Genomic DNA, 23,052 nt, shown 5'->3' on the forward strand with positions numbered 1-23,052 from the left:
TCAGCCACGGTCGGCTCCGGCCGCCGGGGAGCCCGCGTCGTTGGGGGTCTCGGCGGAGGGCCGGTCGGAACGGCAGCGGGACAGCTCGGCCGCGGTCATCGGGCCGGTGCGCTGGTAGAAGCGGTCGGCGAGCTGCGGGGAGGGGTAGTCCAGGACGGTGTACAGACGCCAGTCCTGGTTCGGGTCGTCGGGCGTCGGGTGGGACGTGAACCAGCCCTCGGTGCGCCGGCGTCCGGTCTGGGTCTCGATCCAGGAGACCTCTCCGGGGCTGATGATCTCCTTGACGGTGCGTTCGGCGGTGGGGCTCCAGGCGGGGGTGGTGCCGGTGCCTCCGGTGAACTGCCCGTTCATGTTCGAGGGCGCGGCGGTCGAGTTGGCGGGCGGGAGCCCGGCGCCGGCCGGCAGGTCGCTGATCGTACGGGCGGAGTACTTCAGCGGGCGCTCGCGGTCGAGGGTGGCGCGGGTGCAGTTGACGTAGTTCTCGCCGGCCACCCGGGCGGGCTCGTAGTAGGCGAACGAGTAGTCGTCATCGGGGGTGAACGCGCATTGGGCGGTGCCCTTGTTGCACTCGGTGACGGCATCGGCGACCGTGCGCTTGTCGTTGCCCTTGAAGGCGACGGACGGGGGCAGTTCGTCGCCGCGGATCGTCTTGTCGAGCGGGGGCGGGATCTGGACCGCCTTGATGCCGGCGATCATCGGGCCGCAGTAGCCGCCGTTGGTGCCGGTCCCGGCGGCACCGCCGTTCGGCTTGACCGGGACGGTGGAGGCGAAGGTGAGCAGCGGTTCGTACTCGTCGGCGGTGAAGGTGTACGTCCGTCCCGTACGCCAGACTCCGGAGCCGAGGACGTTCCACTCCTTGTCCGGGTCGGGCTCGGTCAGCTCTTCCTGGACGGTGCCGCCGGAGCCCTGGACCGTGTACGTCTGGCCCTGTTCGACCGTGCGAGGGGCGCAGCTGAGGCTGACGCCCGGGCTGTCGTCGAAGGTGACGGTGACCTTGGCGCCGGGGCGGACACCGCGCAGGCGCTGCTTGAACTTGTAGGCGGCGCCGTTCTCGCGCAGCATCGACGCGACCTGCTTGTCCGGGTGTCCGGAGGCGTCGCCCGAGTAGCGCCACACACCGCCGGCCGTGCCGGCGCCGTTGTTCGCCGAGGTCGAGCCGACCGACCAGCCGGTGACGCCGGCGTTGTTGTAGGCGGTGCCGGTGAACGCGGGCAGCGCCAGATCCCCGTTGATCACCTCGACCGGCTCCTGCGGGACCCGCTCGGCGAACGCGGGACCGGCCGGCAGGGCCACCAGTCCGAGGCAGAGCGCGGCGACGGCGGGGCGGCGGAATGTGGCGGGTCGTCTTCTCACGTTCGTCCTCTCCGGGGCAAGGGCACGCGGGGACTTCGGCGCACGGGCGGTCACGACAGCTCACCCCCGAGTTCGACGCGCTCCTTCAGCCGGGACCCTTCGGGCAGTTCCGGGGCGCTCGGCAGGGCGGCCGACCTGGTGGGGGGCTTGGGGGTGGTGTCCTCGACGCCGGTCTTGCCACCGGGCCGCAGCTTCTGGCAGGTGTTGCCGGGGACCGTGAAGGTGTCGGCGACGAACGTGCTGGTGTTGACGCTGGAGGGACCGTCGACGAACACGTTCCGCACGCCGAGCCCGCCGCCGGTGGAGATGCTCCCGGCGACCCGCTGCATCGCGGCACTCGCCCCGAACACCAGGGCGTCACCCGGCTTGACGACGAGCTCGTAACTGGTGGACTCGGTCTGCTGCGTGCTCCATGTCTTGGAGTACGACAGCTTGAACGCGCCCTCGAAGGCGGCCCTGAGCGTGGCCGAACCGCCGATCGTGCCACTGCCGTTGGCCGATCCCTTCGCGTTCACCTCGGCGCTGGGGCCCTTCGACTGGTCCGGTGTCTTGAAGTTGCCGCCGGCCTCGCCGCTCACCCCTGCGGTGACCGATCCCGAAGCGTTGAGCTGTCCCTCGAGCGTGATCCGACCGGTGATCTCGCCGCCGAGATTGTCGGAGCTGGACACCTGGAGGGAGACCTGCCGGGTCACCTTGATGTCCGCCTTGGTGCAGTTGACGACCGCGTTGCCGAGGGACTTCACGGCCGTGTGGTACTCACTGGAGGCCGCGCGGTCGATCTTGAACCGGCAGTCTCCGGCGTGCGCGGCGCAGTAGTCGCTCACGTCCTTGATCGAGGTCAGCGGTGTGTCGCCGTTGAACGCCTGCGCGGCGGGCATGCTCTGCTCGGGGTCGGCGACGGCGGAGGCGGCCGGCACGGTCAGCGCGACGACGACGGCGGCGCCGATGGCGAGGGCCCTGCGGTTCATGGTCGTCACGGGTTCATCAGCTCGCAGACACCGGTCAGCTCGGCGGAGTCGCCCGAGGAGGTGAGCACGGCGGGCAGCTGGGCGGCGAAGTCGTCGCAGGTGCTGTCCATGACCGCCGACGCGTTGTCCTCGGGGGCGGGGTGGGTGTCGTTCAGCGCCTGCTGGGTCTTGGCCATGCCCTCCTTCTGCTCCTTGCCCTCCCCGGCGAGGTCGCTCATGCACTCCTTCGACGTGGGCGGACACTTGGTGGCCTGCCCCTTGGCGGCGGCCATGTCCTCCTTGGCCTGGGCGGTGTCCTTGCCCACCTGGTCCTTCTGTCCGTCGACCTCGCCGCTGGAAGGCGGGTCGTCGAACGCGTGGACGGCGGCGACGGCCGGAGGGGCCGTGAGGACGGCGACGGCGGTGGGGGCGGACACGGTGGCGACGGCCACCACGAACGCGGCGATTCTGCGGGATACGCGGATGCGTGACATGTGAGGCACGAACCTTTCCGAACACACGGCAAACGCATGTTCATGTATCGGGCAAACAGTCGCAAAGGTATGCATAACTTCACGGAACTCAACGCGCCGCGCCGGTCATATGACCGGGTCATATGAGCGAATTCGTCCGACTGCCCGAGCGGCCCGTTCGAGGTGCCGGGAGGGGCGTGAACGGTTGACTTGCGCTGGAGTGCGCTCCAAGTCGTAGCGTCGCCGACACCGAGGCGCTCGAAGCCCCAGCCGCCCGGCACCTCTCACGGGATGCCGGGCGAGGGAAACCGTCGCTAGATGGATGAAGGGCTTCCTACCGTCCGACGAACGAGTGTGCAGAGAAAGGCATGGGACACGACATGCAGAAGCGCAGTCTGCGGGACCTCCAGGTATCGGCCATCGGCCTGGGGTGCATGGGCATGTCCGCCTTCTACGGATCGGTCGACCAGGAGGAGGGCGTCGCGACCATCCGGCGCGCCCTCGACCTCGGGGTGAACTTCCTCGACACCGCGCAGGTGTACGGGCCGCTCACCAACGAGTCGCTCATCGGCGAGGCGATCCGGGGGCATCGCGAGGAGTACGTGATCGCGACGAAGTTCAACTACCGGATGGACAAGGCCGTACCCGGCGACATGAGCACGGTCGGCCGCCAGGACGGCTCGGCCGAGCACGTCCGGAGCTCGGTCCACGGTTCCCTGGAGCGTCTGGGGACCGACCACATCGACCTGTACTACCAGCACCGGGTCGACCCGAACGTACCCATCGAGGAGACGGTCGGAGCGCTGGGCGAACTGGTCGCCGAGGGCAAGGTGCGGTGCATCGGCCTGAGCGAGGCGAGCGCGGAGACCATCCGGCGCGCCCACGCCGTGCACCCGATCACCGCGGTGCAGAGCGAGTACTCGCTGTGGTCACGGGACGTGGAGGCCGAGGTGCTGCCCGCCTGCCGTGAGCTGGGCATCGGCTTCGTGCCGTACTCGCCGCTGGGCCGCGGCTTCCTTGCCGGGCGCTTCACCTCGCCGGACGACCTGGACGCGAACGACTGGCGCCGCGAGAACCCACGTTTCCAGGACGCCAACCTGGAGGTGAACCTGCTGCTCGCGGCAAAGGTGAAGGAGATCGCCGCCGAGAAGGACGTGCCCCCGGCCCAGCTGGCCATCGCCTGGGTGCTGGCCCAGGGCGAGCATGTGGTGCCGATCCCCGGCACCAAGCGCCGCACCTACCTGGAACAGAACGCGGGCGCGGTCGACATCGCCCTGACCGAGGACGACCTGGCCCGCATCGACGCGGAGCTGCCCGAGGCGGCGGGTGAGCGCTATGACGAGGCGGGAATGCGAGCCGTCGATCGCTAGCCGGCCGCGCGGACAGCGCCGGCAGCAGCTGCCAGGTTCTGCCTTCGGCGCCAGGCAGGACCGCCGGCGAACGCGGAGTCCGCGCCGCCCCGGCGTGCCCGCCCGGGTGTGTGCTTCGGCCGAAGCGGTGCTATTCGTCGAGGTGGGCGAGGAGAAGGTTGGGGTTCTCGGCGGTGACGTAGGCGGCGCTCAGTACGTGGACGGTGTTGCCGCGCAGGGCGATGGACGTGGGGTTCTCCAGGCCGTCGTCGTGGGTCAGCACGATGGAGTGGCTGCCGTCGGGCCGGACGAGCGCGACCTCGCTGGAGCCGTTGAGCGTGGCCAGCAGCTGGTCGCCGTGGCCGGTGAACGCGAAGTCGTCGATCCCCGGCAGGCCGGTGGCCTCGGTCCGGACCGAACCGGCGCGCCCGTTGGGGAGGATGGGGATGCGCAGAACGGTGCCCTTGTCGAGGTTGCTGGCCCAGACCGCCCCGTTGTGGATCTTCAGGCCGTTGGCGCCGAGGAAGCCGGTGGAGGCCAGTTCGGGGGCGGTGGACCAGACGCTGGGGGTGCCGCCGGTGGTGGGCAGGCTCCAGACGGTGCCCAGCACGGAGTCGGTGACGTAGAGGGTGCGGGTGCGCGGGTTCAGGGCCAGGCCGTTGGGCAGGCCGTCCGCGGGAAGCGCGGCGATGCGCTGCGGTCGGCCGCCGGGGCGCAGGCGCCACACGCCGGTGAGGTCGGGGGTACCGGTGGCGTACAGGAAGTACAGGGTGCCGTCGTGGGAACGGACGATGCCGACGGTCAACGGGAAGCCCAGGACCGGGGTGTGGACACCGCCGTCGGCGGGCTCGGGCAGGGTGGCCAGGATCCGGGTGGTGCCTTTGCGGGAGACCTCGGCGACCTGGCGGCCCTTGGCGAAGGTGATGTACGCGCCGCCGCCCGGTGCCAGGGCGATGTTCTCCGGCGTCTGGCCCTCGGCCAGGTCGAAGGGCACGGCGATCCGCGCGCCGCTCAGCGGGGCGGATCGGGCCGATGCCGAAGCCGTTACCGGGCTGAGGGCTGCGGCAGCGGCCGCGACAAGGACCGCCGCCGACACGGCGGATGCGGAGAGCTTCTTGAACATGGTTCCTCCATCGGTTTTCGGGCATACGGCAGCGGCACGCCGACGCACGCGTGGGGCAGGTGGATTTCGCTCGGGGGTATGCGGCTTTCCGGGGCTGACGCCGGCGGCTGCTCCTCGACCGTGTCTTGGTTCTCGCACGTGTCGGTGCTGAGCGGACCGTGGCGTTGTGCGAGGTCAGCCGGCGGCGGACCGTGGCGCCGGCCGCACCGGGTGGTCAGCCGGGTCGGTGTCCTGGGTGACGGCCTGCGCGAGCAGGGCCAGCGCCTCCCGCGAGGTCGAGCCCGCCTCCGTGGTGGCGACCACGATGGTGGGGCCCGGCCCGTGACTCAGGGTCTGCTGAACGACGGTCAGCGGGCCGACCAGCGGGTGCCGCATCTCGTAGGCGGCGACGGTGCACGCCTTGACCCGGTGGTCGGCCCACATCAAGGCGAACTCACTGCTCATGGCGCTCAGTTCACCCAGGAGCGCGTGCAATGCCGGGTCCTGCGGATGCCGGGCCGCCACCAGGCGCAGATTCCCCACCACCGCGCGGGCCTTGCTCGGCCAGTCCGCGTACAGGTCGCGGGTATGACAGTCGAGGAACACCAGTCTGGCCATGTTGGGACGCTGCGCAGGCAGGTCCGGGGCACCAGGGTCCAGGTGCCCGGCGAACAGCGCGTGCCCCAGCCGATTCCATGCCAGCACGTCACTGCGGAGGCCCAGCACGATCGCGGGAACGTCCCCCAGCACATCCATCAACTGAGACGCAGCCTCCGTCACGCGCTCCGGCGCGGGCCGCCGGCCCCGAGGGCGATGCCTGTCCGCGCTCGCCAGGTCGCGCAGGTACCGCCGCTCGGACTCGTCCAGCCGCAGAGCCCCGGCGATCGCGTCCAGCACCTCGGACGACGCGCTCAGTGACTGCCCCTGCTCCAGCCGGGTGTAGTAGGAGGCGCTCACACCCGCCAGCAGCGCCAACTCCTCCCGCCGAAGCCCCGGCACACGCCGACGCTCCCCGTAGGTGGGCACCCCGACATCCTCGGGGCGCAGCTGGGAGCGCCGCGCTTTCAGGAAGTCCCCGAGCTGCGATTTTCCGGTCATGGATCCGAGTATGGGCCGACTCGCAACGCACAGCCTGCCCCGGCCGTGGATAGGCACCAACGGGTCTGGCTCCCCGGCAGGACCGGTGATGAGGTGGGCTTCGCCGACCCGGCATCACCCCGCACGCAACCAGGAGGACACCTTGAGCGCCACCACCGGCGAACACGATCTCTTCGAGACCCTTGACGCATCGGACTTCGCCTTCACCAGACGGGCATGGGTCGCTGCCGAACCCGCCCGGGTCTACGACCTGGTCAGTGACGTGTCCGCGATCGGCCGCTGGAGCCCCAACGCGACCGACGCCACGTTCGAGCGGGGCGCCGGTCCTCGGGTCGGTGCCTGGTTCAGCGGCCGCAATCACAAGGACGGCAGGCAATGGACCACCCGCTCCCAGGTCGTACGAGCCGACCCCGGCGCCGCCTTCACCTTCGTGGTCGGCGGCGCGGAAGAAGGCATCGTGCGTTGGAGCTGGTCCTTCCACCCCCAGGGACGCGGAACCGTCGTCGAACAGTCCTGGCAACTCCTGCGCCTCGACCCGGTACTGGGCACCACCCGCGGCGACCTCGACGCACTCCGCGACTACATGACGAACAGCGTCGAAGCCACCCTGATCTCCCTCGCCCAATGGATCGCCGGAGAGTGAGATTCCCCGGTGCGGCTACGTCGATGGCGCCAGGCGCGAGCGACGCGCCTGGACCCTCTACCGCCCGCCCACGAGACGCCGCTCTTCGCTGACTTACCGGTACCCACTCGAAGCCCGCAGAGATTTCGGTCACCCGAGGGTGCAGGTGTTCTCGCCCGTGCAGTGATCTGTGCGTCGTGACGAGGGTCGGCTCACCAGTCGACGTGCGCGGTGATCCATCTGGTCAGGCTGTCCTCGTCGTCCGGGGGCGGCAGGTCAGGACCGCAGGTGAGTGGTGTGTAGGACAACTGGAGGTGGCTGAGGTAGCCGTAGGGGCCATGGTCGGCCGCTGGTCCGAGTACCAGGGCGTGGGTGGCGGTGCGCCAGATGCGCTGCGTCAGCGCGGGCCCGGCGACCATCGCTTCGGAGGACGGAACCGTCCGCTCCGGGGCGGTGCCGAGGTGCTCGGTCACTGCCTGCGCCGCTTGTGCGAGTACGGTCTCGCAGTCCTGGTCGGTGCCCGGTCGGTGGCCACTCCAGCCCGGCTGCCGCTCCCAGTGGTCCATGAGGCCGTACAGCCATGGTCCGTTGGCCATGTCGTCGTCTTCGGGGTCGACGGGGTAGAGCTGACCGAAGACCAAGAAGTGCCGGGCATCTGGCTGTCCGAACGGACTGATCCCGTCGGTGCACAGGACGTGTCCGGATGCGGTGCAGAACGAGTCGCAGACCAGTGAGGGTTCCCAACTCCATCCGCGGCGCCGCATCTCCGCATCGACAGCGTCGTCATCTTCGGGGACGTCAAGTGTGGTGGGCAGTGCGACGAGCTCGGCGACTGCCGAAGCGGTCAAGGGCCGGTGGGCGAGGGCATGGACGGGTGTCGGCATGCGGATCACTGTAGAAGCGGCCGATACGGGATTCGACAGCCGGACGGTGCGGCCGCTGCCAACGCCGCGTCGGCGCGCGTCGAACCGGCGGCCGACGCTTGGCGAGGCTCGCCGGTAGGCGACTGACGGGGTTCGCGCTGGTGCGGTTCGTCGAAGACGGGGACTGGTTCGCCGACTGCCCGGTGGTGCCGGACTTCGACGGTATCCAGGTGGAGGTCTGCCACTGGAAGCTCGACGAACTCTCGATCGGCTGGGACATGATCGACACCGCGGCGACCATCACCGGGTGGGCGTTCACGCCCTGAGCGCGGGGGACAATCGGCAGGTGACACGAATGATCGACGAGCGTCTGTTCGGCCACTGGTACAGCAGCCCCTTCGATGTGGGGGCCATGGAGACCAGCGAGTTGGACTTCCTCCCCGACGGGCGGGGGTGGAGCCGCTTCGACAGCATCACCTCGGTCGTCAGCATCGGCCGCTTCCGCTGGAGCTGCCCCGGGCCGGGCCTGCTGGAGATCCGTTACGGGCTGCGGATCAGCGGCACCTGGGACACGAAGACCTCGGGCTTCGCCACCGTGGACAGCACGGACCCCGACGACGAGGTGATCCGCACCGCCTACCGCATCGGTCCGGACACGCCGCCGTACGCCACTGAGGCCGTCACCACGCTGGTACTCGAAGGCAGCGCCGTCGAGTTCGCCTTCCACTTCGCCCGCGGCCGCCTGGACATCTCGCCCGCCGACGACGACTCGGCAGCGATCGTGCCGTACGACACGGCGTGACGCGGGCCTGCGCGGACGAAAACCGGCAACAATGGTCTGACCTTGGGGACACTGGGGGCAGTTGTTCCCGGACCGGTGGCCAAGCTGATCCCGAGCGTCGGCAACGATGTGGGGGCCGGTGCGACCCTGCTGGTGCCGGGCCCGGGCATGACGGCCGAGGGCAGCGAAGACCTGCTCACCCTGCTCCGGGCCTTCTCGACGCCGTTCGCGATCGAGGAGAGTCAGGGGCGGGCCGCGACGGACCTGGCATCCTGCGGCCCTGCCCTGCTGGCCGGTGCCGCTCGGGCCATGGCCGACGCACAGCAGGTGGGCGAGCCCGTGGCGGAGGACAGATGTGCCGTACGTCAGATCTGGGGCGAGCCGAGGCGATCTCAGCGCAGTCGGCGCACGCGCAGCACGACATCGTCGGTGTGGTGCGCGCCGGCGCCACCGTCGGGTGCCACGCGTGGCCGTTGCTCGTCCACCTCGATCTCCCAGTCGTCGTCCAGCAGTTCGGTGACCATCGAGGGCCAGACGTAGTCAGCCGGGTCGAAGCCGCTTTCGTGCGCCGGCTGGGTGTCCATCCCCGCGTGGTGAACGAGCAGCAGCACACCGCCGGGCGCGACGGCCGCGAGGAGTGCGCGCTCGGCCGCGGCGTCAGCGGTGCGCAGCAAGGCCGGGTACTGCGCGGAGACCAGGTCGAAGGAGGCCGGCGGGAGCGCTGCCTCGGTGAGTTCGGCGTGTACCCACTGAACGATGAGGCCCGCGTCCCGTGCGTGCCCGGCCGCTCGTGCCAGCGCCACGCCCGAGACCTCGAGCGCGGTCACGTCCCAGCCGCCGTGCGCGAGCCAGACGGCGTCCGCGCCCTCGCCGCAGCCGACGTCGAGCACCCGCCCGGGTACGAGCCCTGCGACCTCGGCCACGAGCGCACCGTTCGGCCGGCCGCTCCACAGTTGCTCCCGGTCGGCGTACCGGTTGTCCCACTCCGCCCGCACCGCGGGGTCTCCGACGTATCCGTCGGCAGGCGAGGGGATGTCGGACGCGGGCGATCCTGTTGCGATGTTGTCGGTCACGGGACCACCGTCGCCCACCGCGTCCCGGTCTGCCATTCTCTTTGCCGGTTCGGCAAAACGGCGTGCCAAGCGCGTCGCACCGGACGCCCGCAGGGCAGCCTTGCCATGGTCTCTCGCTGGACCGTCACCGACGGCTTCGGCTCCAGCTGCCCGGTGAGTACAACGCTCAGGGCGACGTGTGCGGGATCTCCTGGCCGGGCGCGGCCACGGGCGCCGTCATGTCGAGCAGCACCATGGCGTCATAGTCGGAGGTGCCGGGTTCGGCGGTGTAGACCCCGATGCGCTGGCCGGGGGTGCCTTCCAGATGCATGGACTGGGATGTGAGCGTGACCGTGCCGACGCGGGGGTGCTGGAAGGTCTTCTGGGCGGGCTTGCGGCCGGTGACCTCGTAGCGTTCCCACAGGCGGGCGAAGTCGGGGCTCTTGAGAAGGAGTTCGCCGACGAGGTTGGCCAGGTCGGGGGCATCGGGGGCGGTGCCGGCGACAGCGCGTAGCCGGGCGACACAGCCGGTGATCTGGCGGTCCCAGTCCGGGAACAGGCTCTGCGCGGCCGGATGGAGGAAGAGATAGCGGGCCAGGTTGCGATGCTTGGTCGGCCAGTCCTCCAGGCCCGCGTACAGGGCGAGGCCGCTTGGGTTCCAGGCCAGTACGTCCATGCTGCGGCTGATGACGTAGGCCGGGTTCGGCCGCAGCGACTCCAGCAGCAGCTTCAGGTGGGGGCGCACGGTGCGGCTCGGGGCCGGCGGCGGCTCGGGCGCGTAGCGGGCGGCGCGAGCGGCGAGCTCGCGCAGATGCTGGTGTTCCTGGTCGTCCATGCGCAGGGCGCGGGCCAGGGAATCGAGGACGGCGGGGCTGGGGCGGGTCTCCTTGCCGCGTTCCAGACGTACGTAGTAGTCGATGCTGATGCCGGCGAGGGTGGCCAGCTCCTCGCGGCGGAGCCCCGGGGTGCGGCGGATGCCGGCGCCGACGGTGAGGCCGACGTGTGCGGGGCTGGTCTGGGTGCGGCGGGCGCGCAGGAAGCGGCCCAGCTCGGCGCCCTCGCTGTGCGCGCTCTCGGATGCCATGACTCCAGTCTCACCCGCCGGGCACCCGCTCCGCGGCCGGGAGGGGGGCCCTGTCATTACCCCCGAAGAGCCCGCCCTGCCACACCCGAGCGATACGGGCGAAGGTGAATCAGGAAGCAGGAAGGCGCCGGACCCGTTCGCCGCCCCCGGGCTTCGACCGGCACGAACCCGCCGGGCCGGGCAAGAGTGAGAGGCCAGGCGACACCCATGATCGGAAGAGGGCGAGATGCGGTACATCAAGCTGCGTGACCTGGAGGTTTCCCGGATCGGGCTGGGCGCCATGGGCATGTCCCACGGCTACACCGGCTCGGGCACCGACGACGCGGAGTCCGTCCGGACCGTGCACCGGGCACTGGAGCTGGGCGTCACACTCATCGACACCGCCGAGATCTACGGCCCCTACGTCAACGAGGAACTGCTCGGGCGGGCACTGAAGGGCCGCCGGGACAAGGCGGTGCTGGCCACCAAGTTCGGCCTGGTCTCCCACGCCGGCGACGGCGCGTGGAACCTGGACTCCGGCCCGGCCAACATCCGCACCGCGGTCGAGGGCTCTCTCAAGAGGCTGGGCACCGACCACATCGACCTGTACTACCAGCACCGGGTGGACCCGAACACGCCGATCGAGGAGACCGCCGGCGCCGTGGGCGAGCTGATCGCGGAGGGCAAGGTCCGCGCCTTCGGGCTCTCCGAGGCGGGTCCGGACACGATCCGTCGCGCGCATGCCGTCCAGCCGGTCACCGCGGTGCAGTCGGAGTACTCCCTGTGGACCCGTGGTATCGAGGAGCGTGTCCTGCCCCTCCTGCGGGAGCTGAACATCGGCCTCGTGCCGTTCTCCCCGCTCGGACGCGGCTTCCTGACCGGCACGGTCCGCTCCACCGACCAGTTCGACGAAGGCGACTTCCGGCGCGACAACCCGCGCTTCACGGGCGAGAACTTCCAGCGCAACCTGGCGCTCGCCGACGAGGTCAAGGCCCTGGCCACCGAGGTCGGCGCCACGCCCGCGCAGGTCGCACTGGCCTGGCTGCTCGCCCAGGGCGACGACATCGCCCCGATCCCCGGCACCAAGCGCGTCACTCGCGTCGAGGAGAACACCGCCGCCGACGCCGTCACCCTGACCGCCGAGCAGCTCGACAAGCTCAGCAGCCTGCCGCCTGCCTCCGGCGACACCCACACCGAGGCCCAGGCGCAGATGCTCGAACGCTGATCCCGCCCCGAACGCCGCGTTTCGCGCGGCACCCCGTCCTTCGTTTGGAGTAACACCTCTCATGCGTGCAGCAGTGATGTACGGAGCCGGTGACGTGCGCGTCGAGGACCGGCCCGATCCGAAGATCGTCCAGCCCACCGACGCCGTGGTGCGCGTCGTCGTGTCCTGTGTGTGCGGCAGCGACCTGTGGCCCTACCGGTCGATGCCCGCCACCGACACCGGCCGCCCCATGGGCCACGAGTTCCTCGGCGTCATCGAGGAGACCGGCGCGGACGTGACCGGTCTGAAAGCCGGTGACCTGGTCGTCGCCCCGTTCACCTACAGCGACAACACCTGCGACTACTGCGCCAAGGGCCTGCACATCTCGTGCCGCAACGGCGGCCGGTACGGCTTCGACGGCGTGGACGGCGGACAGGGCGAAGCCGTCCGTGTCCCGCACGCCGACGGCACCCTGGTGAAGCTGCCGGCGGCCGCCGACTCCGCGCTGCTCCCGTCGCTGCTGGCGCTCTCCGACGTGATGACCACCGGCCACCACGGCGCCGTCACCGCCGGCGTCACCCGCAGCGACACGGTGCTCGTGGTCGGAGACGGCGCGGTCGGCCTGTGCGCGGTGATCGCCGCCAAGCGGCTCGGCGCCGACCGGATCGTGCTCGCCGGCCGCCACGAAGCCCGCACCGCCCTGGGCCGTGAGTTCGGCGCCACCGACGTGGTCGCCGAGCGCGGCGAGGAGGGCATCGCCCGCATCCGCGAGCTGACCGGCGGCGTGGACAAGGTGATCGAGGCCGTCGGCACCCGCCCGGCCCTCGACATCGCGCTCGGTGCGGTGTCGGACGGCGGCACCATCAGCCGGCTCGGCGTCCCCCAGTACGAGCAGGGACCGATCGGTCCTGCCGAGTTCATGCGCAACCTCACCCTGACCGGCGGCGCCAGCCCTGCCCGCGCCTACATCGAGCAACTGCTGCCCGACGTCCTGGACGGGACGATCGCCCCCGGCCGCGTCTTCGACCAGGAATTCGCCCTCGACCGGACACCGGACGCCTACCGGGCGATGGCCGACCGCCAGGTCCTCAAGGCCCTCGTCCGCCCCTGACCACCCGTCCCCACCCTCCAGCGAAGGACATCCCGCTCATGCAGACCGTCACCCTCAACAACGGCGTCGAGATGCCGCTCCTCGGCTTCGGCGTCTACCAGATCCCCGCCGAGGACACCGAGCGCGCCGTCTCAGAGGCCCTGGCCGCCGGCTACCGCCTGCTCGACACCGCCGCCGCCTACGGCAACGAGGAAGCCGTCGGCCGCGCCATCAAGTCCAGCGGCATCCCGCGCGAGGACCTGTTCGTCACCACCAAGCTGTGGGTCCAGGACGCCCCCGCCGAGGACAACACCCGCCGCGCGTTCGAGACGTCCCTGCACAAGCTGGGCCTGGACCACCTCGACCTGTACCTGATGCACCAGCCCTTCGGCGACGTCTACGGCCAGTGGCGCGCCATGGAGGCGCTCAACCGCGAGGGCGCGGCCAAGGCGATCGGCACCGCCAACTTCTACCCCGACCGGCTGATCGACCTGATCGTCAACAACGAGATCACCCCGGCCGTCAACCAGATCGAGACGCACCCGTTCTTCCAGCGCGCCGACTACCAGGACCTCATGCGCGAACACGGCGTGCAGATCCAGTCCTGGGGCGGCTTCGCCGAGGGCAGGAACGACCTGTTCACCAACCCGCTGCTCGCCGGGATCGGCAAGGAGTACGGCAAGTCGGTCGCGCAGGTCGTGCTGCGCTGGCTGACCCAGCGCGGCGTCATCGCCATCCCCAAGTCGGTGCGCGCCGAGCGCATGGCCGAGAACCTCGAGGTCTTCGACTTCCGGCTCACCGACGAGCAGATGGCCCGGATCGCGACTCTCGACACCGGCAGTTCCCTGTTCTTCGACCACCGCGACCCCGAGATGGTCACCTGGCTCGCCAAGCGCCGTCTGGACAGCTGAACGGCGCCTCTTGCCGGCCGCGGGTGCTCTGACGCCACCGTAGGGGCACCCGCCCGACCCTACAACGGCGGCCCTGTCGACCTGAAGGTCGGCAACACCGAGGTGCTGGCCGACAAGATCGGCAGCCGCATCAGCTGCGACACCTACCGCGTCCTGCTCGCGGACGTTGCGCTTCCTCCGTCCGCATCGCCGGTGGCCCGTCCCGCAGCGGACACGGACCGCCGTCGGCGGGAGCGGCGGCGCGGATGCCGCAGCGGCCCGGGCAGTTGAGGTTCGCGTGGCGCAGCGGGGACAGGCGGCCGATGTCCTCGTTCAAGACCTCGTACTCCCACTCACGCGCGGGCGCGGTGTGCGGCCGGCGGGGCTTGAAGCGTCGGGCGCGCAGGGCGCCGGGCCGTCTACGCGGCACCGGCCTTTCGCTGGGTCGTCATGAACCGATCGTGAGGCAGCCGGGAAAGGCGTCCGGGTGCCCGGCGCGTCGTCGGGCTGCCCGGTACGGGACCACGGGCAGCCCGGACACGACTATGGCGGGGACCGACATTCATTCGCCTTCCGGCGGGAAGGCCCCTGCCCCGTCGGCGCGGATCAGGCCGCGATAGAGGCCGGTGTTGGTGGCCCCGACGGCATCGTAGTTCACCGTCACGGTGAACGGGATTTCATATGCTTCGAGTGCCTGGTCGTAGAGTTGCGGGTTGTCGAAGCGCACGCCGATCTTGATACTGACCGTGGGGTCGAGTATCAGAAGGTTCTTCATCAGATAGGCTTCGATGATGTACTGCTGAGCCTCTGAATACTTCCAGTTCATGAGCAGTTGAATCTCGGCCAACGGCTCCCCGAAAACGCTCGACTCCCGGTAGAACACCTGCTTCATCTCGACTTCGTGCCAAGGTGAGTAGGTGTCCACCACCGTGCCTTCCATGCCACGGGGAATCGCGTACGCCATGCCGAGACTGCGTTCGTCCACGGTGATCGGCACATCGCCATTGTCGAAGATGTCGTGGGCCGCCTTGATGATGTCCGCTACCTCACCCATGTCTAACTCCTTCTCGCCTTCGCGGGTCAGCGTCGAGGTGCCGGTCACGCCGAGGGGTCATTCCGGCGTACGACAGCTTGAGATCGCAGGGTTTGTCGCTCCCGGCTCTTCGGCCGGCTGCGTGCTTGTCGACCGACTGCGTGGCCCTTGAGACACGTCACTTGGCGAGGAGCGGCTTGCTGGAACCGAGACCGACCTTGGGAGGCGATCTCCGCCGTGCACGAATTGCCATAGGTGATCATCAGGGTTTTCGTGTGCAATTGCCTATACCATCATAACAACGCGGCGGGTCTTACGGCGAGTTGACCGCGAACGGCGAGAAAACGATGCTCAGGCATATGTCGGGATCGGGGCCGAGGGTGAGAGAGACGATCCCGTGGTGACCGTGCTGGTGCGCGGTGCACCCAGAGGTCAATGCGGCGTACTGGCCCAGATCCAGACCTGAGCGTGCGGCGAAGGCGACGAGTCGGTCGCGGGCCACGTGGTCCGGACCCAGCCAGCTGACTGCCGGACCGCAGATCGTCAGGGCTCCGGGGGTCAGTGTGATGTTGGCGTTCACCCCGTAGAGCTCCTCGCCGAGAGACCGGCCGAGGAGATCACCGAGCGCTGCGTGCAGGGTGTTCGCACGGGCACGGAGGTGTAGAGGGGCGATGCCTCGTATGTCCGACATCGTGAGCCTGCCGACCTGGTAGTAGCGTTCGGCGCGACGTGACGCCGTGTCGAGGCCGACGAGACGTAGTCTGCCCTCCGGCAGAGGGAACGGCAGGATGCCGAGAAGCGCGGTGATCTCCCGTTCGACCGGGATCGCCGCCCCCTTGGGTACTTCCACGTAAAGCTTGAAGCGGTCGCCCGCGTCGTCGTGCCGCCCACTCAGCCACGCCCCCCACATCACCGTGTGCTGTCGGTGGGCGCGCAGAAGGAGCGCCGTCAGGCCCTCGTCGGGCGACGGAATCCCCAGTGAGCGCAGGCGGTCCAGTCCTACGGCGAGGCGGTCGGCGGGTGCCTGTTCCGGAGAGACGAACTCGGTCGCGTACCGCGTCGTCCAGGGGGTGGACGTGGCCACGCTGAGGTCGACGGGGAACCCCAGGGGCGTCAGACGGCTCGCGCACCAGCGGTCCGCACGGGTGCTGCGGGTGACGGGCGCCAGGAGTCTTGGCAGCCAGTGCCGGGCCCCGGGATGCAGTACCGGAAGAATTCGGCTCACTTCGGGCGGAAGCGCGGAACAGGAGGCCGTGACGGAGGACATCGCGTGTCACTGCCCGCGCACGGGCACGAGCGAGTCGCTCGTGGGCGTGTAGTCGGTCTGAGAGGAGGTTCCGTCCGCGTGCACGAACGTGAACCGGTAGGAGAACTCGCGTTTGTCCCGATCGGGAAGCGCGATCCAGGTGCGCTGGGTCGTGGTCCGAGCGGGATCGAGTTCTATGCGCTTGTCACGGTGGTAGCCGGCCTCCGGGTCGGCGTAACGGAGGTCGACGAAGACCGATCTCAGCCCGGAAGGGTTCCAGGCGGGCACGAGATCGATGTCGAGCTGGCTGGGGTAGGGGTCGTTGACGGCCAGCTGGGTGGCGCCGGTGGCGATGGGCTCGCTGGTGATGACGGACCCGTCGGTCATGGTGTGCACCAGCTGGTAGGTGTACGTGAGGTCGTGCGGCTCAGCCGTCCGCACCTTCCAGGATGTGGCGCCGTCGCCCGGGCGGACGGTGCGTATGTCACGCAGCATCGAGCCGTCGGGCTCCTGACGGGTGAGTTCGACCCTGGTCTCGTGCACCACGTCCGCGTCGATGTCGTGCGGAGCGACCTCGACCTGGAGGAAGCCGAGGAACTGATGAGGGTCGATGGAGAGCGTGTGGTTCTCGCTCGTGCCCTCGCGCACATAGGTCAGGCTCTGGCCCTCCCAGCCGGACTCGGCCGCGAAGTGGTACTCCACGCGGTAGGCGTAGGTCGTGTCCATCGAGCGGTTCATGAAGAACTTGACGGGCTCGGGCGCCGGGTTGCCCGCGTCGATGAGCCGGTCGAAGGTCTGGACGCCCTCCTCGTCCTCGGGACCGCCGTAACGGATCGTCACGGCGATGCTGGTCAGACCGATCGCCGCGAAGTCCACCGCGCCGAGCAGTTCCACCGTGACCGTCTTGAAGAAGTCGTCGCTCAGGTCGACGTCGATGACATGCGGCGGTCCGTCCAGATCTGCCGCGAGCGCCGTGAAGAAGCCCTGGGGCGCGTAGGTGCGCTGCACCGCCTCGGCCCGGTCATAGGTGAACGACACTTCTTTGTCCTCGATCTGGAGGCCGTAGCGCAGCTTGAACGACACGATCGACGGATTCACACCGCCGGCAGCGGCAGGCGGCGATCCCGCAGGGCGTCCCGGGATCGCCGGGGGAGCCGGCGGCGCGGGCGGGGCCGGTGCGTGAGGAACGGCGGGGGCCGGTGCCGGTACAGGGGGAGCCGGAGCCGGAGCCGGAGCTGGTGCCACGGGTGAAGCGGGTGCGGCCGGGGTCGGAGCTGGTGCCACAGGCGAAGCGGGTGCCACCGGCGAAGCGGGTGCCACGGGAGAAGCCGATGCGGAACCGGGAGCTCCAACCGCCCCGGGATGGCCGGGCACGGCCGGCACTGCCCCGCCACCGGCGCCCCCGCTCGCGACAGGCTGCGGGGCCACGGGCGTCGCGGGCCGGGGCGCGGGCTTGGCAAGGGGGGCCGCAGACACAGGACCCGGCGTCGCCGGCCCGGAGACGCCCTTGCTCGGCTGCACCGTCGGGGTGGTCACTGCTTGGGTTCGCGCCGGTGCGGGCGTTCCGGTCGGGGGCGTGTTGGCGGGTCTGGGGCCGCTGGCCGAGGGCAGGTCACGCGGGCTCAGGCTGGGCTCGAACCACTGGCCGAGGATGTGCTTCATGAACAGGTCCAGTGCCCGCTGGATCTTCTCCTCGTTGTCCTGGTCGGTGGTGAACTCGGTGATCTTTATCTTGATGACCTGAGCCTGATGCAGCTTCTGGAACGCCGTTTCGAGCCCCACATGAGCCCAGTAGATCTGGGCGTCCAGGCCCATGGCCAGCTCCTTGTACACCCGGTGCAGGTTCGCGGTGATCGTCACCGACAGGGCGGGGCGCAGTGCCGTGAACTTCAGCCGGTAGATGACACCGACGGGGCTTCCTCCCGAGCGGAAGACCTCTTTGAGTAGCGTCGCGCCCTCCGCGGAGAGCGTGAGGCTGAACATCGCCGTGTTCTCGCCGAACAACGAGGGAACCGCCGTGCCGAGAATCGTCTCCACGGCGCGGAAGGCCCCCTCGGGGAGCTGCGCGACGGTGCCTCCGGGTCCCTGGGCGTCGAGGGCGACACATTGCACGTCTCCCTCGTCGAAGGGGACGGGGGACAGGCGGACGGCGCCCGGAGCACGTTCGGCCAGTTTGCTCTTGATGATCGCCTCGGTTCCCGGGTCGAGGGTCAGGGCGGTCTCGAACATCAGGAAGCCGCCGCCTTCCGCCCCCGCTTCGACGGCGGCGGGCCGGTACGTGATCAGCGTGAAGGCCGGCCCCTGTTCCCCTTGGGCGAGCCTGACCGGGGCGGGCAGATACCAGAACTGGTTCGGGTCGGCGTGGTCGGGAAACACCTCGACGCCCTCGACGAGTACGGACGTGGTGCCGATCTGCAGCATGACGAAGACCCTCCAGTCCCGCTGTCACGCACCGGGAACATCGAGCACGGGCAGGTTCGTGTCGGTCCACGAGCCTTCGCGGCTCATGCCGTTGTCGTGGTGGTAGGTGACGCGGTACCGGTACCCCGGCGTTCCCGTCATCGTGTACTCGTGGACGACAGCCCCGGCGTGGAGTGTGAACGGGTAGTTCGCGGTGACGGTGTCCGTGCCGGGCGCGGCGAATTCGACCAGCACCTCCCGCACACCGTCCGCGGCACCGGCCGAGGTGTCCACCCGTACCACCACGGCCTGGGTGACCGGCATGTCGGGGCTGACGATGAGGCGACTTTGGCCGGTGGAGGACTCCGGCACCGTGCTCTGGTGGCCGTCGGTGAACAGCGTCGTCACCCGGTAGGACACGCGCAGCAGCGTCGGATCCCGCAGGGGGACCTCGAAGAGCTGTGAACCCGCGTTGTCGGCGCCGAACTCCATGGACGCCTCTTGGCGCACCTGGTGGGCCGGATCCTCGTACAGCAGGTCGACGAGCAGGGCGCTGACGGCGCTCCAGTCCGCCAGGGGCCGCACGGTGACCCGGTGCACGTCGGGGAAGGGGTCGTCGATCCGAAGGTCGGTCCCTTCGTGCTCCGCCCACTCACGCACGACGTCCTGCCGATCCCGTCCCCGGTAGGTGAGACGGTACGAGAAGACCTCCGGGGCGGAGTCCGAGAGGAACAGGTACCAGTTCCATGCGGGGGCCTGGTCCGTCATATCGATCACGTACTGGCCGGAGGCGCCCAGCGTCTTGTCCTCGTAGCGCAGTTCGACGGTGACACCGTTCCAGTGGGCCCAGGTGAGGTCTTCGGCCCGTATCAGGACCTTGGTCAGACGGAAGACGTCGTCGGGGCGGATCTCGGCCTTCTCGCCGTCCACGACGCTGCTCGCGCTGATCTCGTTCGGCAGCGTGTAGTTCTCGGTGTTCTTCAGGTGGTACGTGACGTCCATCTGCACCGGCGTCACCATGTGCCCGTCCTCGACCTGGCTGAACCACTGTGCCGTGCCTTCGTTGTGCGCCTCGTCGAGCAGGACCGTGCTGGTCTCGCCTCCGTAGCGCAGGTCCACCGCGACGGAGGCGATGTAGTTGCTGGGGAACTGCACCCGGGAGACGACCGCGACCTGGCGCTGCTTGAACCACGGGTCGTCGAGCGACACGCCTCGGACGAAGTCGCTCCGCGGGCGCCCGGACGCGGTGATGAGGTCGGCGATGCCGCTGAGATGCCCCTGCGGGTGGACCGTCCGGCGGACGGCGGTGCGCTGGCTCATCTGCACGTTCAGCGTCTTCTCCACGTCCTGGACGGACCTGTCGCGCCGGTAGGTGTACGAGCCCAGCAGGGAGAGCCCGCCGGTCACCGCCACCCTGCCGAACTCGGTGGCGAGCCCGGCGGCCTTGTCCCAGCCGTCCGGTGCCGGCCGTGGGGGGAGGCTGACCTCGAACAGGGCGTCGGTGATCATGTCGTAGACGGCCGAGACCGCCCGGCTGTGGTCCGCGATCACGCTCTTGCCGGCCTCGCCCTCCGGGACGAAGAAGTCGTCCTGGACGTCGATGATCCGCTCGTCCCGGAGCCGGTCGAGTTCCTCGGTGACCTGACTGGAGAGGAACACACCGTCGACACCGAAGGCCTTGTCGAGCCGTTCCTTCAGCTGCTTCCACCGGACGTTCAGGGTCACCGTGTACGCGGGGCGCAGTGCCAGGAACTGGAGCGAGTAGACGACCCCGATCGGCACGGCTGCACCGTCCAGGCAGGCGTCCATCAGCTTCGCCCCGTCGGCGTCGAGGCGGGCCGAGAAGGCGGCCTGGTTGACCCCGTACAGGCTGGGCTTGGCATAGTGGATGATGCGCTCGACGAAGCCCTGGGCACCGGGCTCGTCGTCGGTCTGGCTGTCCAGCAGGACGAGTTTGACCGATCCGTCCTCGATGGGCACCGGCACGGGCCGGCGCGGCCGGTCGGGGAGGTTCAGCTGCGACTGGATCTGCCCCGCCACGTCGTCGAGCATCTGGTCGAGCACCTCGGCGTGGGGGCCCAGCACCACGTCGAAGTTCAGCAGGCCTCCGGTGACGTCCTTCGTCGTGCCGCGGAACTGGAGGAGCGAGAAGACAGGGACGGGAGAGCCGCCCTCGCTGCGCACCGCGATCGACGGCCCCATCGGGAGGTAGTACCACTGAAGGGGATCGGCATGGTCGGGGAAGAGGCTGAAGCCGTTCACCGACAGGAACGGTGGAGTCAAGGAGAGCATGACGTCACCTCAGGGCGCCACGGCCTGACGCGGCAGCAGAAGGTTGGTGTCGGCGGTGGTGACCGGCGCCGTGTCGGCGCTCGTGCCGTCGGCGCGGTAGTAGGTGGCGGTCCAGGTGAACTCCTTCTTCGCGGCGGCGTCGGTGAGGTAGAACACCACCGGCGTCAGCTGGCCGTCCTTGCGGACGACGACGCTCTGGGTCTGCCGCTGGGCCGGGTCACCGCCGTCGCAGGTCAGGACGGCCTTCACCAGGGCGTGCGTGTTCCAGTCGACGAGGTCGGGCGTGATGGTGACCGCCACCACCGCGGCCACCGGGTCGCCGACGGTGATCGTGGAGTCCTCGGACACCGTGTCGGGGATCTCGCGGATGCTGCCGTCCTTGTACCGCACGATGGCGCTGTAGGTGACCGTGCCGGCATCCTCGTCGAGGACGGGGACCGGCCATTCCTTGTACGCGTCGCCGCCTTTGAGGACCTGGTTCTCGCTCCATTCGTAGCCGCTCCCGGGATCCTCGTAGCGCACGTCGCACACGATCGAGTCGATCTTGTTGGTGAGGTCCCCGACGCCGAAAACCCTGATCTTGCGCACGTTCGTGAAGGGTGACCTCACCCAGATGCGCTGGCCGGTCGCGTCCGTCCAGTCGCGTTCGATCACCTGGCCGCTCGGCATCCGGTAGTCGACGCGGTACCGGATCGGACGGTCGCGCTTCTCCGTGATCACATAGCGCAGGGTCTGCTCCGCGTTCTGCTCCTTGGTGAATACGACCTGGTCGCCGATCGGGCTCCCCGAGGACGGCGTGTACTCGAGAGTGACGGTGGCCGCGGCTACGGTCGCGAAGTCCAGGTTGCCCGGTTGAACCTCCACCTCCAGGACGCCGAGATCGTCGACGTTGAGGGTCAGCGGACCCTTGTTCGGAGCCGCAGGCGCGCTGTAGACGGAGGAGGTCCCTTTGTAGTTGACCTTGAAGGCGTACTGGTACTCCTCCGTACCGCCGTCGGTGTAGGAGGAGAACGATTCCACCTGGTTGGGTGTCTCGAAGTGGTAGTCGCTCGTGACCAGCTTGTCCGCCTGGTACTCGATGTGCAGGTCCACACTGTGGACCAGCCCGTCCTTGAAGTCCGCGTTGACCCGCACCGGGGCGGTGAACGAGCGGAAGAAGGGGTCGTCCAGGGCGATCTCGCGGTAGTGGTCGGCCCACTGGATCGGCTGGCCCTTCTTGTCCACCAGGGTGGTGATGTTCGGCAGGGTGCCCTGGGGATTGAACGGCCAGAGCACCGCGGTCTGCTGGCTGATGTCGATGCGGAAATCGTCGATGCGTATGTTGGTGAACTCGCGGTGGATGCTCTCGTAGTCCTCCAGGACGCTCCGGTCACCGGTGTAGCCCGGTATCTGCTCCGCCATCCGCTTGGTGGCCATGTCCAGCACCGTGCGCCGGATGCTCTCCTCGATCTTGGCGACCATCTGGGGGTCGGCACCGACACCCGCGTCCACGTGGGTCTTGATCACATCGGAGTTGATCGCCAGCTCGGTGATCTTGTCCGAGAACGCGTCGGCGCCATAGCCGCCGTCGTCCTTGGCCTCCTGGACGAAGCTGCGGAACTGGAAGCCGTGGAACGTACCCCAGCCCGTGACGGCGGGCAGTTTCACCCAGCCGTTCATGCCGTAGGCGACCTGCACGATGCCGCCCTTGCCCTGCATGGCCTCGGCGAAGAGGGTGGCGCCGAAGTCGGGGACCTCCACCGTGAAGGGGGTGACGTTGTCGCCGTACAGCGAGGGACTCACCGGGTTCCAGACCTTGGTGACGAGCTTGTCGCTCACGTCGGAGAGGTTGATGTGGGCCGTGCCGTTGGCCCAGGTGATGGATCCGAGCCTGACCTGGTCGGCGAGACCGGTGCCCACCTGCTGGCGCAGCTGCTCCAGGATCACCTGGCGCGTGGCGTCGTCCAGGGCGAACTGGGTGTCGAAGGTCGTGAAGCCGCCCCCGGTCTGGCCCAGGGGGCCCGGCCTGGGCTGGCGGTACTTCAGATACATGAAGATGGGCTGGCCCTCGGGGTCGCAGCGGAAGGACGGCATCTGCGGCACCGCGTAGAACAGCGCCGGATCGGAGTGGTCGCCGTAGACCTGGACGCCGGAGATCATCTGGGCTTTGTCGATCTGGAGCATGCTGTCCTCGCTTCGGCCGGGCCCGTCAGTG

At 69.3% G+C, this 23,052-nt stretch carries 20 protein-coding genes; 7 read left to right on the forward strand and 13 right to left on the reverse strand.

Annotated elements, in window-relative coordinates:
• Genes IE275_RS27490 through IE275_RS27500 form a run of 3 tightly spaced genes read right to left on the reverse strand, consistent with a single transcriptional unit; the run spans position 1 to position 2,794 of the window.
• Entirely contained in the window at positions 1–1,353 is a 1,353-nt protein-coding gene (locus IE275_RS27490; RefSeq protein ID WP_189714111.1) for a hypothetical protein, read from the reverse strand.
• Positions 1,354–1,403: 50 nt separating this feature from the next.
• Positions 1,404–2,330, reverse strand: a complete 927-nt coding sequence (locus IE275_RS27495; RefSeq protein ID WP_189714112.1) for a hypothetical protein — start codon at positions 2,328–2,330, stop codon at positions 1,404–1,406.
• Complete coding sequence (locus IE275_RS27500) at positions 2,327–2,794, reverse strand: hypothetical protein (RefSeq protein WP_189714113.1); 468 nt, start codon at positions 2,792–2,794, stop codon at positions 2,327–2,329. The genes IE275_RS27495 and IE275_RS27500 overlap by 4 nt, the downstream gene beginning before the upstream one ends.
• 359 nt (positions 2,795–3,153) lie before the next feature.
• Here IE275_RS27500 and IE275_RS27505 point away from each other — a divergent pair, with 359 nt between their 5' ends.
• Positions 3,154–4,143, forward strand: coding sequence for an aldo/keto reductase (locus tag IE275_RS27505; protein ID WP_189714114.1), 990 nt, complete (start codon positions 3,154–3,156; stop codon positions 4,141–4,143).
• Positions 4,144–4,273: 130 nt separating this feature from the next.
• Here IE275_RS27505 and IE275_RS27510 read toward each other — a convergent pair whose 3' ends face one another.
• Together IE275_RS27510 and IE275_RS27515 are read right to left on the reverse strand one after the other, a co-directional pair.
• Positions 4,274–5,245 (reverse strand): SMP-30/gluconolactonase/LRE family protein, encoded by a 972-nt coding sequence (locus IE275_RS27510; RefSeq protein WP_189714115.1) that lies wholly within the window; start codon positions 5,243–5,245, stop codon positions 4,274–4,276.
• Between the two features lie 174 nt (positions 5,246–5,419).
• On the reverse strand, positions 5,420–6,322 hold the full coding sequence (locus IE275_RS27515) for a helix-turn-helix domain-containing protein (RefSeq protein WP_189714116.1): 903 nt from the start codon (positions 6,320–6,322) through the stop codon (positions 5,420–5,422).
• Between the two features lie 142 nt (positions 6,323–6,464).
• On the opposite strand from IE275_RS27515, the gene IE275_RS27520 reads away from it, so the two are divergent.
• On the forward strand, positions 6,465–6,965 hold the full coding sequence (locus IE275_RS27520) for an SRPBCC family protein (protein WP_189714117.1): 501 nt from the start codon (positions 6,465–6,467) through the stop codon (positions 6,963–6,965).
• 191 nt (positions 6,966–7,156) lie between these two features.
• On the opposite strand, the gene IE275_RS46140 is transcribed toward IE275_RS27520, so the two are convergent.
• The gene (locus tag IE275_RS46140) at positions 7,157–7,828 is read right to left on the reverse strand and encodes a type 2 periplasmic-binding domain-containing protein (protein WP_229870623.1); all 672 of its coding nucleotides are present in this window, start codon (positions 7,826–7,828) and stop codon (positions 7,157–7,159) included.
• Between the two features lie 140 nt (positions 7,829–7,968).
• On the opposite strand from IE275_RS46140, the gene IE275_RS27530 reads away from it, so the two are divergent.
• Together IE275_RS27530 and IE275_RS27535 are read left to right on the forward strand one after the other, a co-directional pair.
• The gene (locus tag IE275_RS27530) at positions 7,969–8,133 is read left to right on the forward strand and encodes a hypothetical protein (RefSeq protein ID WP_189714256.1); all 165 of its coding nucleotides are present in this window, start codon (positions 7,969–7,971) and stop codon (positions 8,131–8,133) included.
• Between the two features lie 29 nt (positions 8,134–8,162).
• Entirely contained in the window at positions 8,163–8,609 is a 447-nt protein-coding gene (locus IE275_RS27535; protein ID WP_189714118.1) for a hypothetical protein, read from the forward strand.
• Positions 8,610–8,980: 371 nt separating this feature from the next.
• On the opposite strand, the gene IE275_RS27540 is transcribed toward IE275_RS27535, so the two are convergent.
• Both IE275_RS27540 and IE275_RS27545 read right to left on the reverse strand, forming a co-directional pair.
• A complete protein-coding gene (locus IE275_RS27540; RefSeq protein WP_189714119.1) occupies positions 8,981–9,661 on the reverse strand; it encodes a class I SAM-dependent methyltransferase in 681 nt (226 codons plus the stop codon).
• A gap of 166 nt (positions 9,662–9,827) precedes the next feature.
• Positions 9,828–10,724 carry a helix-turn-helix transcriptional regulator gene (locus IE275_RS27545; protein WP_189714120.1) on the reverse strand — a complete coding sequence of 299 codons (897 nt, stop codon included), beginning with the start codon at positions 10,722–10,724 and terminating at the stop codon, positions 9,828–9,830.
• Between the two features lie 226 nt (positions 10,725–10,950).
• On the opposite strand from IE275_RS27545, the gene IE275_RS27550 reads away from it, so the two are divergent.
• The 3 genes from IE275_RS27550 to IE275_RS27560 all read left to right on the forward strand — a co-directional run bounded on the left by IE275_RS27550 (position 10,951) and on the right by IE275_RS27560 (position 13,908).
• Positions 10,951–11,928, forward strand: a complete 978-nt coding sequence (locus IE275_RS27550; protein ID WP_189714121.1) for an aldo/keto reductase — start codon at positions 10,951–10,953, stop codon at positions 11,926–11,928.
• Between the two features lie 61 nt (positions 11,929–11,989).
• On the forward strand, positions 11,990–13,018 hold the full coding sequence (locus IE275_RS27555) for a zinc-binding dehydrogenase (protein ID WP_189714122.1): 1,029 nt from the start codon (positions 11,990–11,992) through the stop codon (positions 13,016–13,018).
• A 38-nt stretch (positions 13,019–13,056) separates the two neighbouring features.
• The gene (locus IE275_RS27560; protein WP_189714123.1) at positions 13,057–13,908 is read left to right on the forward strand and encodes an aldo/keto reductase; all 852 of its coding nucleotides are present in this window, start codon (positions 13,057–13,059) and stop codon (positions 13,906–13,908) included.
• 541 nt (positions 13,909–14,449) lie between these two features.
• On the opposite strand, the gene IE275_RS27565 is transcribed toward IE275_RS27560, so the two are convergent.
• The 5 genes from IE275_RS27565 to IE275_RS27585 all read right to left on the reverse strand — a co-directional run bounded on the left by IE275_RS27565 (position 14,450) and on the right by IE275_RS27585 (position 23,021).
• Positions 14,450–14,989 (reverse strand): hypothetical protein, encoded by a 540-nt coding sequence (locus IE275_RS27565; RefSeq protein WP_189714124.1) that lies wholly within the window; start codon positions 14,987–14,989, stop codon positions 14,450–14,452.
• A gap of 244 nt (positions 14,990–15,233) precedes the next feature.
• Positions 15,234–16,145, reverse strand: coding sequence for a hypothetical protein (locus IE275_RS27570; RefSeq protein ID WP_189714125.1), 912 nt, complete (start codon positions 16,143–16,145; stop codon positions 15,234–15,236).
• 48 nt (positions 16,146–16,193) lie between these two features.
• Positions 16,194–18,587, reverse strand: a complete 2,394-nt coding sequence (locus IE275_RS27575) for a hypothetical protein (RefSeq protein WP_189714126.1) — start codon at positions 18,585–18,587, stop codon at positions 16,194–16,196.
• Positions 18,588–18,611: 24 nt separating this feature from the next.
• On the reverse strand, positions 18,612–20,858 hold the full coding sequence (locus IE275_RS27580) for a hypothetical protein (protein ID WP_189714127.1): 2,247 nt from the start codon (positions 20,856–20,858) through the stop codon (positions 18,612–18,614).
• A gap of 9 nt (positions 20,859–20,867) precedes the next feature.
• Positions 20,868–23,021 (reverse strand): hypothetical protein, encoded by a 2,154-nt coding sequence (locus tag IE275_RS27585; RefSeq protein ID WP_189714128.1) that lies wholly within the window; start codon positions 23,019–23,021, stop codon positions 20,868–20,870.
• Positions 23,022–23,052 lie beyond the last annotated feature (31 nt).

The organism is Streptomyces phaeofaciens (assembly GCF_014648915.1).
Classification (GTDB): Bacteria; Actinomycetota; Actinomycetes; order Streptomycetales; family Streptomycetaceae; genus Streptomyces; species Streptomyces phaeofaciens.